The organism is Nocardiopsis sp. KDC1DS13DA1, assembly GCF_055632325.1.
This window is the reverse complement of the sequence record NZ_JBVMUY010000067.1, coordinates 122,108-135,284: the sequence shown is the minus strand read 5'-3', so window position 1 is coordinate 135,284 and position 13,177 is coordinate 122,108. Positions and strand designations below refer to the sequence as shown.

Genomic DNA, 13,177 nt, shown 5'->3' with positions numbered 1-13,177 from the left:
GACCGTGGGGCCCGGCTTCGGCTGGGAAATGGTCGGCGCCCCTTCTGCGTGTGCGGGTGCCGCCCGAACGGTTCCCCGTCCGGGCGGCGCCGGTCCTACAGGGCGCGGATCGCGTCCAGGATGTGGATGATGGGGCCCCGGTCGAACATCTCGTCATCGGCGGCGTCCTCGGCCCACTGGTCCTCAGCCTGGGCGGCCTCGGGGTGGCGGCGGGTGAGAACCTCCAGGTAGGCGTCAACGAAAACGGTGTCGGCCTTGCGGCCGCGGATCCCCACACCGGTTAGGGGCTCCAGCGCCTGCACGATCGCGGGGGTGTCCATGCGCTCGGCCTTGGCGGTGTGGCGGCGGGTGAGCTCGTCGCTGATCCACGCGCGGACCATGCGGGCCTCGGGGTTGGCGGGGGTGGTCATGTCCAGCAGGGTGACCAGCTGCTCGGTGGTGCGGGACGCGACCAGGTGGGTGGCCTGCTCTCGTGCCTCTCGTGCGTTCGCCACGGTGGTTCCTCGTTTCTGTCGGTGGTGTTCCGTTCGGCGGTTCGGGGGAGTGGGGATCCCCTCGAACCGCTTACCTGCAATATACCCGCTAATGGGTGTGGGGTCAACTTCACCCCCGGGGGGAGCCGCGCCGGACCGAGCGGTCCGGCGCGGCTCTCTCGGCACGGCCTACAGCGCGACTTTGACCAGAACGCCGTAGGTGGCGTGGGTCGGTGTGCGGCGGATGCTGCACACAGCCTCGGTGACTGTGTATCCCTTGATGGCGAGGGTCTCGGTGATGCGGTGGCCGACAACGTTTGCCTTGTCGTGGGCGGCGGCGCACGCCTGCTCATCGTCGGCGTCGGCACGCTCGCCGCTCCACTGCACCTGTGCGGCGGTCTCCTGGGGGAGCGGGCCGACCGACACGTCGCGCATGATGGCGGCGGGGACGGCGCCGGTCACGATGCCCATCACGGTAAAGGTCGCGTCGGCGAGTTTCAGCGGGTCCATGGGTCCTCTTCCTGTTGGTGGTGTTCCTGCCGTGGGCGGGGGTGGGGTTCCCCGTCCGGGGCCGCGCCGGGCCGCTCGGGGTCCGGCGCGGCGGGGTGCTAGTCGTCCTGGTCGTGCAACTTGATCTCCTCCACGCGAACGAACGGGTGGAGGCGCTCTAGGGTCTCCTCCTCCTCGACGCTGACGATCATTCCGGCCAGGGCCTCGCGCAGGGCCCCGGGCAGGTGCTCGCGGTCCATGCGCAGGCCGCCGTAGATGGCGACCAGGCGCAGGCGGACGGTGGCGGCGACGGTGTCGGCCTCCCCGTCCTGCTGGGCGAGGTTGGCGTCTACCTGGTCCATGACCTCAGCGGGTCGGATGCGGGCTTGGTCGCGCCCGCAGAGCAGCAGCTCACTGATCAGGTCGGCCAGCGTGCCGGTCTCGGCCTGTTGGAGTCGCTCGACGGCTGCCAGCAGCGGCATCCGCAGTTGGGCGAGATCGGTGGTGTTGTCCTGCATGATTCCTCCTCGTGTTGGTGGTGTTCCGGTGGCGGCGGCGCGGGGGGTGGGGTTCCCTCGCGCCGCTGGTGTTCGCCCCGTGCGGGGCTCCTGGGCGGGCCGCCTCGGGGGCGCGGGGTGACCCTGGTCCGGCTAGTCCCCGTTCTGGGGGCCGGGCGCTCCAACCGCTCGAACTCGGCGATCTCCTCGGGGGTCGCCTGCCAGAATCCGGCGAGCTGCTGGGCCAGCGTGCGGTAGGCGGTGGCCTCTTTGTGGCTACTGGATCAGGAGGGCGAAGGGGTACCCGGTGCGCTCGGTCTTGGCCAGCTTCGCGCCCCACGACAGGGGGACTACCCGCACCGTGCGCCCCTCCTCCTCCCGCAGAGCCCGGAGCAGGTCGGCGCAGGACAGGTCTGCCTCCCGCGCCGAGGCGGGGCCCACCACCGTGACCACGACGCGGTCAGCGTCCCAGGCATGGGCGTGCACCCCGTAGCGGGATTGCACCATCCCCGTGCCGTTTACCAGGGACACCGCCGCGTCCTCCCACCCGGCGCGCTCAGCCTCGCGCTCGGCGGCGCATGCTCGGGCCACCTTCCGGTAGTGCGCGCGCAGGGACACCTCTGAGGGCACACCTTCGGTGGAGGGGACCGAGGGCAGCAGGACCTTCGCGCACCGTGACCCGCGCGTGTCGGTGGACACCTGCCACCCGGCGGCGGTCAGCGCCTCCCGGATCACCTGCACGTTGGCCGGGACGGAGGCGTCGGTGTCCCCGGTGCTCCCGGCGCTGACCCAGTAGACGTAGACCGCGCCCCGGTCCGGGCGGGGGTCGGCCACCACGCCGGTCACCGTGGGGTCACCGGACCAGTCCTCAGGCACAGTGGCCAGTCCGATGCACGCCTCTTCCAGGTCTCCGAGAATGGCCTGTACAAGGGGGTTGTCCGCGTGGGCGGGGGCCGTGCCGGGCTCCGTCCGCGCCGGGAGCACGCGGGTCGGGGTGGCCACGCGGGTGCGGACGGGGGTCTGTGCTCGCCGTGTCCAGTTGCGGGCCCGGTGGCGGTCGGCACGAAGCTCGGTGTCGGTGAGCGCGCCGTGTCCGTGGGCGCCGTTCCACCGGCGCTGTTCGGTGTTCCTCTTCTCCCACAGGCGGTCGCAGGTGGCGCACACCCGCATCCCGTCGGGGACCTCGGTGTGGGCGGTGGTCTGCTCACGTCCGCACAGGGAGGTGAGCCCGTTCCACCCGATCAGCCGGTGCGCCGAGCGCCCTCGGGCGGTGGCGCCGTACACCTGTCCGCCCGCCTCCCAATGGGCGCGCAGGTCCTCGCGGGTGAGGGTGTCAGACATGGCGTGTCCTTTGCGGTCGTGGCGGGGGCCGTTCCTCCCCGCCGGTCGACACGATCATATCAATATGAGCTATATAGATCAATGTGAGATGACGGGCACCTCGGCGGCAGATCATTTTGATATGGTCCCGATATGGACACCGAGACCTATCACCAAGCCCTCTCCGACACCGTCCGCTTCCTGATGGCACGCCGCGGCGAGAGCGTCAGCGGACTCGCCGCCGAGCTTGACCAGCATCAGCCCAACCTGTCCGGCAAGCTCAACGGCAAACGATCGTGGCGGTTCGATGATCTGTTCGTTCTGGCCGCGCACTACGACATGACCCCCGCTGACCTGGTCGCGGCCATGGAAGCCACCAAGCAAGGAACGGCACACCTGAACCAAGGCCAGGAGGCCGAGACGAGTTGACCAGGAGCAGGCCACGACGCAGCACACCCCCGACCCTCCTGCCGCCTCTCCTCTGCCACCGGACCGATCCCGCGCCCGGGTGGGGCTCCTCCTCGGTCCGCCGGTCGACCCGTCCGGCCCCACCAGTCGTCGGCGCCGTGCTCGGCCACCAGGACGCACCCCGAGGGCGCACGGCGGTGGTGGTCCTGGTGGACGTGGGCGCCCCAGGTGGTCGGCGCCCTCCTCCTTGGTCGGGCGGGTACGTCACCGAGCACACGTGCCGCACGTGACCGGTCCCCGCCGGTGGTGCTCCGTCTCGGCGGTCGACGTGACGTCACCCCGACCAGCACCCGGACCGGCGCCCAAGAGCCAAGCACGCCGAGCCGCCCCGAACGCGCCGGGGCGGCCCTTGAAGGGGGTGCTAGTTGTCGGTGTCCACCAGCCTCACCCGGACCGCCACCGGGTTGGACCGCTCCTCCGTCTCCGTCAACCTCGCGCCCTCATTTGCCGGGACAATCTCTGCGCGGTGCCCCAGCTCTTCCAGGTGGGTCCGCAGGGCGCGTCCCCGGGACAGAGCCGCGAAGGCGGACGCGTCCCCGATCAGGGTCACCACCACTCGGCCGTCGATGATGTCGTAGGGGTGGACCTTGACGACGTCGTACGCGCTGATCACACCCGAGTCCCACACCAGGCGCTCCACACGTTCGGCACGCTGGCGCTCATCCTCGGCGCGTGCCTGCGCGAGACGCTCGTTAGTCGCCTTCATGGCCTTGCCCATGGCGTTCCAGTCCACGGCGGAGCCCTTCCACGTCGGATACGCGTCCAACTCGGCCGCCACGTCGTCGACCGCGGCCGTGGTCTTCCCCAGCCCCGGTACCCGCACCACGGCGACGGAGGAACCCCGGGTGTCCGTGGAGACGTCCCAACCGGCCTCGCGCAGGGTCCGCCGCATCTGGCGCACCTGTCCTGGGATGCGGCCGTCCGCGTCCCGGATGCTTCCGGCCGTGACCCAGTAGACGTACACCGCGTCCATCTCCGGGCGCGGTGAGGCGATCGCGCCGTGGGTGGACTCATCGTCCGCCCAGTCGTCACCGGACACGGTCGCCAGTTCGACACCGGCCTTGTCCAGGTCGGCGAGGATGGCGCGAACCGTTTCGTTCTCGGAGTCGTCCAGGGTCGCACCCAGACCGGCCCCAGCGGGCATGACGCGGGTTGGGGTGATCTCGGCGGTGAACGCCTCCCGCGTGCGCTCGGTGGCCAGACGCGCCCGAGGCTTGCGGGGGGTACGGTCGGTCCGGCCCGAACGGCGTGCCACGTGCGCGACCAGATCACGCATGCGCGCGGCCTGGTCGGTCGGCTCCACGGATTCCACGTCGTTCACGTCAACGGGTGACGTGCCTTCGGTGTCGGCGACCGCGTCCCGGGGCGTGGCACCCGCCTCCACCCGGACGTAGCTGGCCAGTCCCTTTCCGGACAGCGCGGACGCGGTCCGCCTCACGTCCCAACGGGCCACGGTCACCGTCATGACGTTGGTGCGCTCATCCTGCTCACACCGGTAGTCCAGGTCACCCAGCACGCTCCGGAGGGTGGAGTGAGCACGCGTCCACACGGCAGAGGGGGACATGGTCGGGGCGGACGCGTTGCGCTTCCTGGCTTCCCTCGTCTCCGCTCCGGCCTGAACCGCCCGGACCTTCGCCCCCTTGGCGCGGGTGATGCGGCGCACGGTCGGATCGTCGTCCACGGTCACGTCCAGGTTGACGACCAGCATCGGAGCACCCAGAGAATCCCGGGCGGTCTCGAACCCGTGGTTGGCCACGACCGTGACGCGGTTGCCGCCCTCCTTGTACACATCCCCACCCTTGAGCAACTCGACTTCGGCGCGCATGGGGGTCGTCGCCGGGGTCACGTCGGGTTCGGCCTTCGGACGAACGTCCACGGCCCCGGCCGCCTTCTCCACCCGGGCGCAGTCCGGGCAGGCGAAGCGGGACATCACCCGCTCCCGCGTCGGACACTTGAAGACCTGCGCACCGCAGACCGGACCCGTGTGGTCCCAGCCGTAGACGACGTGCTCAAAAGCGGAGTCCAGGGGCTGAATGAAGAGCCGGGGCTTGGAGGTGTCGACAGCGGCGGACGTCGCCCCGTCGATGTCCGCCCGAATGCGCTCCTCGGACTCGATCGACGCCCGACGCAGCTCCTCAGCACTCGCCCAATTCGCGGTGGGGTCGTACTCCTTCTCCTGGCGCTCGATGGCTCGCAGGCACGCCTTGCAGTCCTCACCCTCCGGGCGGGTCAGCGTGATCCGGTCAGCGAGCTTGCCGCAGTACATGGTCCGGCCGTTCCATCCGTTCTGCCGGTGGACCGCCTTGCCACGACCGACCAGGCCGAACCGGGGGGTTCCGGCGTTGAAGGCGTCGCGGAGCTGATCGGGGGTCGGGGTCGTGTACTCGGTCGTCTTCGCCTTGGTCACAGGGGTTCCTTCCGGTCAGGGCGGGGCCGGTGTGGCGCCCGCCGTGAACACGACAATATCAAAATGATCTATATAGATCAACTTGATATGACAGGGGTCTGTGACCAGGTACAACAAAGGCGCCTCCGCTCCTCCCCGTGCTCCTGGTGGCGCTCCTCCGGCCCCTCCTCCTCGGTGACCGGTGGGCATCGACCGAAGGTGGGCCCGACCCTCCTCCTGTCGGTGCGGGTCCGGGGCCAGGTGCACGAAGATGGGCGTGTCTTTTGCGTGGTGTACACCGACACCGAGACCGTCGGCCAGATCGAGGATTGCCGTCACTGGGACCTGGCGGATGGTTGGGTGCTGCGTGGGCTGCTGTCTGAGGAGGAGTGAGAGCGCCTCACTCCTCAGGAGTGGGAGGCCCCGGACGCGGTCACCGCCGAGCCCGACATGGCCGCGGCCGTTCCCGAGCTGCTGCGTGGCCTGTACGGACGGCCGGTTGCCGTCACGAGCGTGCACGGGCAGCGCACGGACCTGCCGATCCGCCCGGCCGACATGGCCCAGTGGGAGCTGCGCAGGGGGCGGGTGGCGGGCCGCGAGGACATCTACGTGCGCTCCCGCTGCTGGGGGTGGCTCCAACACGCCGGCGGCGGCTTCACCGCCCACACCGTCGATGGTGTGGTCCCCGGCTCGTTGGCGGCCACCCGGGAGGACGCGGCCGTGGCGTTGTGGGCGCACCTGACCGCGCCGCTGCCTGCCCCCAGCTTGGGGAACGGGCCCGCGCCAAGAGGCGGCTGCGCGGCCGGGCCCGGATCGACCGGCCACTGTGCCCCTATGCTGACGCTGACCTGGCCCGGGTGCGAGTGGTGGAAGACCCCTCCTCCGCAAAGGGCTCCCGGTTCTACCAGGTGGTGGCCCCTGACCGGCAGGTGCTCGGATACGTGTGGCACAACCAGCTCGCGCGCCGCCGCGCGGCGTGGTCCTGGTCCCCGGCCACCTCAGGCGGGGCCCTACCTCACACGCCATCGGTCGTGGCTGGCGCCCCCACGCGCACCGAGGCCGTGGAGCGGTTGCTCGCTCAGCCGGGACCGTTGTGGGGGGACCCGGCTGACGCCATCGTTCACTGAATCCGGTGGGGCGCCCGCCCCGGCAAGGACGGGGAGGTGGCGGGGCGGGGCGAGATCGGCCACTGGTCCACCTTTGCGGGTGGTGGCACGTGGGTGAGCACACGCTGGTACCGGGAGCGGGTGCGCCGACTACTGGTCGCGGTAGGACAGGGCTTGGTGAGCACGCATGACCGCGTCAGCGCCTTGCGGGGAGTGGGCGGCGTCCTCAGCAAGCTCGGCCAGGAACAGGGAGAGGTAGGCGGCCAGGGAGGGCATCTGGTCAGGGCGCAACGTGCCCTCCTCCAGAAGGAGACTCAGGTCGTGCAGCCAGTCCTGTGCCTCCTCGGTCAAGATGAGTTCGTGGCGCACGTCCACTAGACCTTGAGCTGCGGCCTGTACCTGCGGGTGGTGGCGTCGAGCCTGCTCCACCTCGGCCAGACGTCGGCGTGTTCGGGCCTGCCGCTCGACCAGGATCTGGCGTCCGTGCCGGGGTGTGCGCGGCTGGTTGTGTAGGGCGGCACGAATCCGGTCCCGTCGATGGCTGACAGCTCCCGGGGTGGTCAGCCCCAGCACCGCGGCGAGGTCGGCTAGAGGAACGAGGTGTTCTGCGCGTCGTGCGCCGGGTGGGCGGGCCTGGTCTAGGGCGCCGAGCTGCTCGAGGTCGAGAAGGCTTTGGAGCACAGTCGTCACCCTCAGCCTGAGCAGGATCTGTTCGCGGCGCGCCGCGCTCATCTGGTGGGACGGTAGGGCGTTGTGGTGGGCGCGGGTGTAGGCGAGCACGCCGATCGCGTCACCGTCGGGCCACAGCTCCAAGTGGGGATCCCCAGCGCGTTCGTGCAGGTGGTAAAGGCGGTCAAGGAGGTCGGGGAGCCGCTCGCCAGGTTCAGGGGAAGGGGTCATGAGGTCCACCCTCCTGACCCCTCCTGGTCTTTGACAAGTTGTCAAAGACCAGGTTCCAGGCTGAGGGGATTCACGCGTCCTGGTAGTGCCTACTCGAGGTCGAGTTCCCGCTGCACCATCGCGACGATGAAACATTCGTCCTCGGCGGTGCGTCGTTCACCGCCAGGTACCCCGAAAAGGTGGAGGTCGTCTACACGACGCGCAGGCGGGCCCGCTCGCGCCGGCGCGGGGGCCGCACCTCGTAGTCGGGCACCAGCAACTCTGGGGTGTCCTCGGGCAAGTCGGCGAGCACCTCGAGCCACGCGTCATAGCTGCCCTTGAACACCAGCTGCGGGTTGACGTACCACACAGTGTCGTTCTTGCCGCGCCGGAAGATGAGCCCGGCCCGCTTGAGCGGGCGCGTGGCGTGGCTGACGTAGGTGGGATCGATGTTGAGACGAGCGGCGATCTCGCCGCGGGTGACCGGCGCCTGGTAGCCCTCGGTGATGTGGCGGAGGATGGTGTCCCACACGTCGCGCTCGGTGGTGGTCAGCCGCAGGTTGGGCATGATCGTGTACAGGTCGTGGGCCTGGAGGAGCGAGTACTCCTCGATGGACACTGCGGTCATATCAACCCTCCCCTTTGAGTTTACGGCTCCGACGCGGCGGGCGGACGCGGGTGTCGGGCAGCACGATCTCCGGGATGTCCTCGGGGATGCGGCTGATCGCACGGGCCTGGAGTTCACTTCGGCCACGAAAGACCGCGCGCGGGTTGATAGTGACCCACCCGTGTCCGTGCCACAGGATGCGCCAGCGGGCGAAGAACCGCAGGGACACGCCGACTTCCTGGCGGCCGATCCCGAGTCCCTCACCGATCTGGTCTTGGGTCAGGCGCAGGGTGCATCCTTCGAGGTCGCCCTTGGGGCCGCGGCGCGGGCGCAGGAGGCCGATCAAGAAGTGCAGGACGTCGTAGTCGGTCGCCTTGAGCCCCATGTGCGGCAACTTCGCGGACAGGTCGACGGCCATCATGTAGTAGCCGTTGGCGCCCACGAAGTCGTAGTTGCTGTGGATGGCGCGTTCGACATGAAGGCTGTCACCCGGGTTGAGGTGCAGAGTCGTGTCGTCTCGCTCAGATTCGGGCTCGGTGCCGCTTGGGCGAGGACGTGCGGTGCTCGTATTGACTGCACGCAGCGGGAAGCGGCGCGCGGGGTTGGCCACAGTCGGGGTTGCCTTCCAGGGTGATGTGGGGCAGGGGCTGTGCGGAGTCTTGGCCTCTCGAGTGTTACTAAATCACACCCATTAGAGGGTTGTAACCCTCATTCGGTTCCCGGTGTGTCGAACTGCTGGTTGTAACCCTCACCCACAGGGGGAAGTGAGGGTTACAACCCTCACCGGAAGCCACGTTTTCGCAGGTCAAGAGGGTTTTCATGCGGCAGCCTCTTACAGAAGGAGGAGCGTGGTGTATCGACCCTTCGGGCCGATCCGGCAGTGGAGCGCGCACCGTCTGCTTCACCGCGCAGGTGAGCGCAATGGCGCGCGGTCTCGCGAGGGCTCCTCCGGACCCCCGCCCTCGCGACTCGAAACCGGGGCTGATGTCCTCAGAGGCTCACCGAAGGGGCGAGCACAGCCGGTCCACTCGATCACGCGCGCCATCGCCATCTCTGAGTGGGAGTGCGGATCGAATGGGACAGGGAGAGGATCTCTTTCTGCATCGTCTGTACTCACGCGGCGACCAGGTGACGGGTGATCTGAACTCCGTGAGCGGGGCGCCCGTCCTTGGTACGGGCATAGCGGTCCCCAGGATGCGTGCGAGCGCGCAGGGCAACGGGAGAGCGCATGCGGGCGACCTCCGCGCACCAGGCGGCGTGTGCGGCTCGCTCGGCCTCGTAGCGACGCTCGCGCATCGCAGCCACTCCGGTGGTGCCCAGCCGTGCGGCGGCCGCGTCCAGGGTCTCGCTGACGGGGGTGACCGGGGTCAGAGTGTCGGGGTCGATGAGACCATGGTGAGCAAGGATGCGCAGGTGACGGGCCGTGGTGGCGGTGCTGTAGCCGGTGCCGCTGACAACCCGTTCAAGATCTACGTTGTACAGCTGGGTGCTGTGTTCCGTCACCACCGCATAGGTGAACTCCACATGGCGTCCGAGTCCGCGCGGGTGCATGCGGGAGTACTCACTCCACACATCGTGCGCAGCTGACTCCAGACGGGCCTGGACTCGGTGAAGCAGGGCCTCCCTCGTGGGTACCGGGACCTGGAGGGTGTGGGAGTCGTAGGGGGCGGGGTTCCCTTGTGTCCCACCCTCCAGAGCAGGGAAGTGACCAGGCCAGTCGGTGGGGCAGATGAGGCGGTGCCGGGCGGCGTGGGTGCCCTCGGCTGCCTCCACCAGGACCAGGCGCCCATCCCGGCGCAGGCGCCCCAACGCGCGGGCGGCAGTGGACTTGCCGATCCCGGCGGCCAGGGCCACGCGGCGCACGTCCACGTCCACCTCCTCCTGTCCGGCTTTCAGGGCGACCAGCAGCACCGCCAACAGCGCGCGGGCGTCGGCGGGTCCGGCCTGGAGCGTCCACAGCCCCGGGTCGGCGACCGCGTCCAGGATCTTGGCGGCCAGGGTGCGCAGGCCGGTGAGGTCGCGCTCGGCGGCCTCGACCGCAGGGGCGAGCTGGGCGGCGAACTCCACCGCTTTGGTCCACTGGCGGGTGATCAGTGCCTCCCGGTCGGCCGCCGAGCGGGGTCGGCGCCCAGCGCCGAACCGGCGGCTGCGCAGGTGCTCCCACCCCGGGGCCAGGGCGGTGGCGACGACCAGTTGTCGCACGTCCGCCAGCGACCAGCGGGCGAGTGCGAGCCGGGGCAGGATCCGCGCCAGGTGCGCGGACGGGTCCGGACCGGGGCCGGTGGCCAGCAGGTGGGCGACCAGGTCCGGCATCGGGTTGCGTGTGCCGCGCAGCCGCACCGCGACGGGGTCGATGCGCTCGGCCGCCACGGCGGCCGCAGCCTCCTCCTCGGCGTCCATCTCCTGGGCGCCGAACGCGCACGCCAGGGCCTCGAACCGCTCGGGCGTGTTGGCGTCGGTGTCGCACACGCTCAGCGCGTCGGCCGGATCGACGGGGTGCAGTAGTGCGGCACGTCCGCCGGTGCGGTGCGGCGCACCGGGCGGACGTACCGCACCGGTACGGGGGTTGGTGAGGGGTTGGGTGTCCAGGGTCGGCAGGCGGCGGGCGGCCGCCCGGGCCAGACGGGCGACCTCGACCGGGTCCATGCCGTGTTCGGCGGACACGGGCACCCACACGTGGATCCCGCCGCCGGGCCCGGACCGGACCACCATGTGCCTGAGGCCGGCCTCGGCCAGCATCTCGGTGAGGGTGTCGGCGTCACGCCACACACCTGTCTCATCCTCACGGGACACGTCCAGATCGAACACAACGTGCCGGTATCGGTGGTCGCGGTCGGTGAGGTGGAGCGCGTAGGGGCACTCCGGCTCACCGGCGTCCACACGAGACGCCAGAGCGTAGCTGTGGGAGCGGTCCGGGTCGATACGCACGATCCGGCGCGGTGCGATCCAGCGCACCAACTCGTCCCACACCTGCCCGGCGGGGAAAGCGGCAACGGGGGACGGGGCTGGCCTGGGGACGCGCGTACGCCGCTGTACAGCGCTCTCCTGCCCTGTTTCAGGGCATACTCGGCCAGACCCGGGGGCGTCATGTATGATGAGCGTGCTCCACGGGTTATGTAGCTACTCGCTCCACGGGTTAGTGGACCTGGGGAAGCCGAAGCGCCCCACCCGGTGAGGGAAGGCTCTACGGCAGGTGAGGCGGTCCGCGGCAAACGGGCTACCTCAGGTGCGGGACCGGTCGGCAAAACCGGATCCGCAGATGGTGACCGACGGCAAATCGGGCACCGGATGTAGTTGTCAGTAGCGGGATCGCAGGCTGTGGCAGGCGGAGCGGTCCCATACAATCTTTCGTGATCAGGCCCGGTCTTCGACCGGGCCTCACGCATGTCTAGGCGGTCATGAGGTGTTCCTCCTCCGGATCCTCCGTCGGCATGAAGGACGACACGTTCTCCTCCACAAGTGCCTCCAGGTAGTCCTGCACGGTCTTCCCTTCGGCGGCAGCGGCTCGCTGTAGAGCGGTATCCACCACGAGACGGAACCGGACCGTGCGCTTGTGGCGGTCGCCCTTCGCGGGACGACCGCGGCCACGCTTGCCGGAAGTACTCATGACTCTATAAATATCAGACGTCAGAAAAGCTGGGGCCACTTTTTGGCGTGTCAGGGGAACTTTCTTGGTGACCGATTCCGGCCATGGGACGCGTGTCCCCACATGTCCGGTTCTGTCTCCCACTGCTGTTAGCGTCGCCGTGAGACGCCCGTGGAATCGGATACCGGTCGCGCCCGGCCACACTATAGTCACTCTATGGAGTCGTTTGATGGCGGATAATGACGGGCCGAAATCCCGCACGCCCGCTAGGATCGTCCCATGACCTGGGGTATGCACGTGCACACGCTCACCAGCGTGCCCGCGCTTGGTGGCACGGACTTAGCTCACGTGCGCGTTGGGCTTCCCCTGGCCTGACCCCCTCACGCTCTCCCCTGGGCACGTGACCCCCGCCCCACCCCCCGCGTTCTCCCGTCTCCCACTGAATCGGTCTCCCATCCATGCTCACGCTCCTGGACGCCGCGACGCTCGACCCGGGCGCGGTGCTCTACCTGGCCGATGCGCCCCCCGCTCCTGGCACGGCCCCGGACACCGGCGGCCTGGCCGACTTCCTGCGCGGCTTCTTCGGGCCTCTGTTCCTGGTCATCGTGTCGATCGTGGCGGTGTTCTTCCTGTTCACCAAAGAGATCACGCGGTTCGCGCAGTTCATCATCCTGGCGATCTTCATCGGGATCGTCTTCTACGTCCCCGGCGTCATCGAGGTCATCGCGGTGTCGCTCGCGCGCGCCATGGGCGTGTCCACGCAGTAGTCCACGAAGGGGGGTCACGTCATCATGACGAGTGACCAGAACGGTTCCGGAGCGGCGCCGGGGCCGAACACGGATCTGCCGTCGGCTGAGGAGCTGGTGGCGCGTGACGGCTCGCTGCATTGGGACGGCTCGGGTGTCCCCGGTGGTGGCAGAGCGTCGCGGGCGCAGCGTCCGGCTCGGGCCCCGCGTACGGCGCCGGTGGCGGACCTGCTGGAGGTGCCCGAGGCGCCGGAGGGAGAGCCGACGGCGTCTGAGCCCGCCCCGGGGGCGGAGCCGGATGTGCGGCGTCCGGAGCGTGCTCCGGACCGGCGGGCCTCCCGCCCAGCTCCTGAGGCGTCCGAAAGCGGCGAGGGGACCGGTGGGGAGACTCCGGCGCGTGCCTCTGACCCTGTGGCGGCCAGCTTCCTGAGCGGTGCGCCCGGGACGGTGCCGGCGGCGCCTTCTGCTCCTTCGGTGCCAACCGGGCCCGCGCCGCAGGCCCCCGCGCCCACGCCGGGGCCTGCGGCTTCGGTGCCTGTGTTCGCGCGGGGGCTGGGGGATGCGACGGGGGCCCGGGTTCTTAACCCTGGGCCGATCGGGGCCGCGGCCCCGACCGGCGC

General features: G+C 69.8%; 12 protein-coding genes. 3 read left to right on the top strand and 9 right to left on the bottom strand.

All coding sequences use genetic code 11. From position 1 onward, the window contains the following. Window positions 1-95: 95 nt before the first annotated feature. From ACTVAJ_RS30040 to ACTVAJ_RS30025, 4 genes are all read right to left on the bottom strand, one after another. Window positions 96-494, bottom strand: coding sequence for a hypothetical protein (locus tag ACTVAJ_RS30040; RefSeq protein WP_470391686.1), 399 nt, complete (start codon window positions 492-494; stop codon window positions 96-98). Window positions 495-662: 168 nt separating this feature from the next. Beyond that, window positions 663-983, bottom strand: coding sequence for a hypothetical protein (locus ACTVAJ_RS30035; protein WP_470391685.1), 321 nt, complete (start codon window positions 981-983; stop codon window positions 663-665). Between the two features lie 98 nt (window positions 984-1,081). Continuing rightward, window positions 1,082-1,480: a hypothetical protein gene (locus tag ACTVAJ_RS30030; RefSeq protein WP_470391684.1), complete on the bottom strand. Its 399-nt coding sequence runs from the start codon at window positions 1,478-1,480 to the stop codon at window positions 1,082-1,084. Between the two features lie 255 nt (window positions 1,481-1,735). Further along, on the bottom strand, window positions 1,736-2,800 hold the full coding sequence (locus ACTVAJ_RS30025; RefSeq protein ID WP_470391683.1) for a hypothetical protein: 1,065 nt from the start codon (window positions 2,798-2,800) through the stop codon (window positions 1,736-1,738). Between the two features lie 132 nt (window positions 2,801-2,932). Between ACTVAJ_RS30025 and ACTVAJ_RS30020 the strand changes: the two genes are divergently transcribed. Beyond that, entirely contained in the window at window positions 2,933-3,208 is a 276-nt protein-coding gene (locus ACTVAJ_RS30020; protein ID WP_470391682.1) for a helix-turn-helix domain-containing protein, read from the top strand. A 400-nt stretch (window positions 3,209-3,608) separates the two neighbouring features. Here the strand turns inward: ACTVAJ_RS30020 and ACTVAJ_RS30015 are convergent, their stop codons facing one another. Continuing rightward, on the bottom strand, window positions 3,609-5,654 hold the full coding sequence (locus ACTVAJ_RS30015; RefSeq protein ID WP_470391681.1) for a hypothetical protein: 2,046 nt from the start codon (window positions 5,652-5,654) through the stop codon (window positions 3,609-3,611). Window positions 5,655-5,852: 198 nt separating this feature from the next. Here ACTVAJ_RS30015 and ACTVAJ_RS30010 point away from each other — a divergent pair, with 198 nt between their 5' ends. Next, window positions 5,853-6,026 (top strand): hypothetical protein, encoded by a 174-nt coding sequence (locus ACTVAJ_RS30010; protein WP_470391680.1) that lies wholly within the window; start codon window positions 5,853-5,855, stop codon window positions 6,024-6,026. 863 nt (window positions 6,027-6,889) lie between these two features. Here ACTVAJ_RS30010 and ACTVAJ_RS30005 read toward each other — a convergent pair. From ACTVAJ_RS30005 to ligD, 4 genes are all read right to left on the bottom strand, one after another. Further along, on the bottom strand, window positions 6,890-7,639 hold the full coding sequence (locus tag ACTVAJ_RS30005) for a hypothetical protein (RefSeq protein WP_470391679.1): 750 nt from the start codon (window positions 7,637-7,639) through the stop codon (window positions 6,890-6,892). 190 nt (window positions 7,640-7,829) lie between these two features. Next, window positions 7,830-8,246, bottom strand: coding sequence for a winged helix-turn-helix domain-containing protein (locus ACTVAJ_RS30000; RefSeq protein WP_470391678.1), 417 nt, complete (start codon window positions 8,244-8,246; stop codon window positions 7,830-7,832). Window position 8,247: 1 nt separating this feature from the next. Then, window positions 8,248-8,835, bottom strand: coding sequence for a hypothetical protein (locus tag ACTVAJ_RS29995; protein ID WP_470391677.1), 588 nt, complete (start codon window positions 8,833-8,835; stop codon window positions 8,248-8,250). 503 nt (window positions 8,836-9,338) lie between these two features. Beyond that, window positions 9,339-11,180: a non-homologous end-joining DNA ligase LigD gene (gene ligD / locus ACTVAJ_RS29990; RefSeq protein ID WP_470391676.1), complete on the bottom strand. Its 1,842-nt coding sequence runs from the start codon at window positions 11,178-11,180 to the stop codon at window positions 9,339-9,341. 1,089 nt (window positions 11,181-12,269) lie between these two features. On the opposite strand from ligD, the gene ACTVAJ_RS29985 reads away from it, so the two are divergent. Continuing rightward, window positions 12,270-12,578, top strand: coding sequence for a hypothetical protein (locus tag ACTVAJ_RS29985; RefSeq protein ID WP_470391675.1), 309 nt, complete (start codon window positions 12,270-12,272; stop codon window positions 12,576-12,578). Window positions 12,579-13,177 lie beyond the last annotated feature (599 nt).

Excerpts from the sequence above, each read along its gene's own strand:
- ACTVAJ_RS30030 (WP_470391684.1), bottom strand. The coding sequence starts at position 1,480 with ATGCAGGACAACACCACCGATCTCGCCCAACTGCGGATGCCGCTGCTG.
- ACTVAJ_RS30000 (WP_470391678.1), bottom strand. The coding sequence starts at position 8,246 with ATGACCGCAGTGTCCATCGAGGAGTACTCGCTCCTCCAGGCCCACGAC.
- ACTVAJ_RS30025 (WP_470391683.1), bottom strand. The coding sequence starts at position 2,800 with ATGTCTGACACCCTCACCCGCGAGGACCTGCGCGCCCATTGGGAGGCG.
- ACTVAJ_RS30005 (WP_470391679.1), bottom strand. The coding sequence starts at position 7,639 with ATGACCCCTTCCCCTGAACCTGGCGAGCGGCTCCCCGACCTCCTTGAC.
- ACTVAJ_RS30020 (WP_470391682.1), top strand. The coding sequence starts at position 2,933 with ATGGACACCGAGACCTATCACCAAGCCCTCTCCGACACCGTCCGCTTC.
- ACTVAJ_RS30035 (WP_470391685.1), bottom strand. The coding sequence starts at position 983 with ATGGACCCGCTGAAACTCGCCGACGCGACCTTTACCGTGATGGGCATC.
- ACTVAJ_RS29985 (WP_470391675.1), top strand. The coding sequence starts at position 12,270 with ATGCTCACGCTCCTGGACGCCGCGACGCTCGACCCGGGCGCGGTGCTC.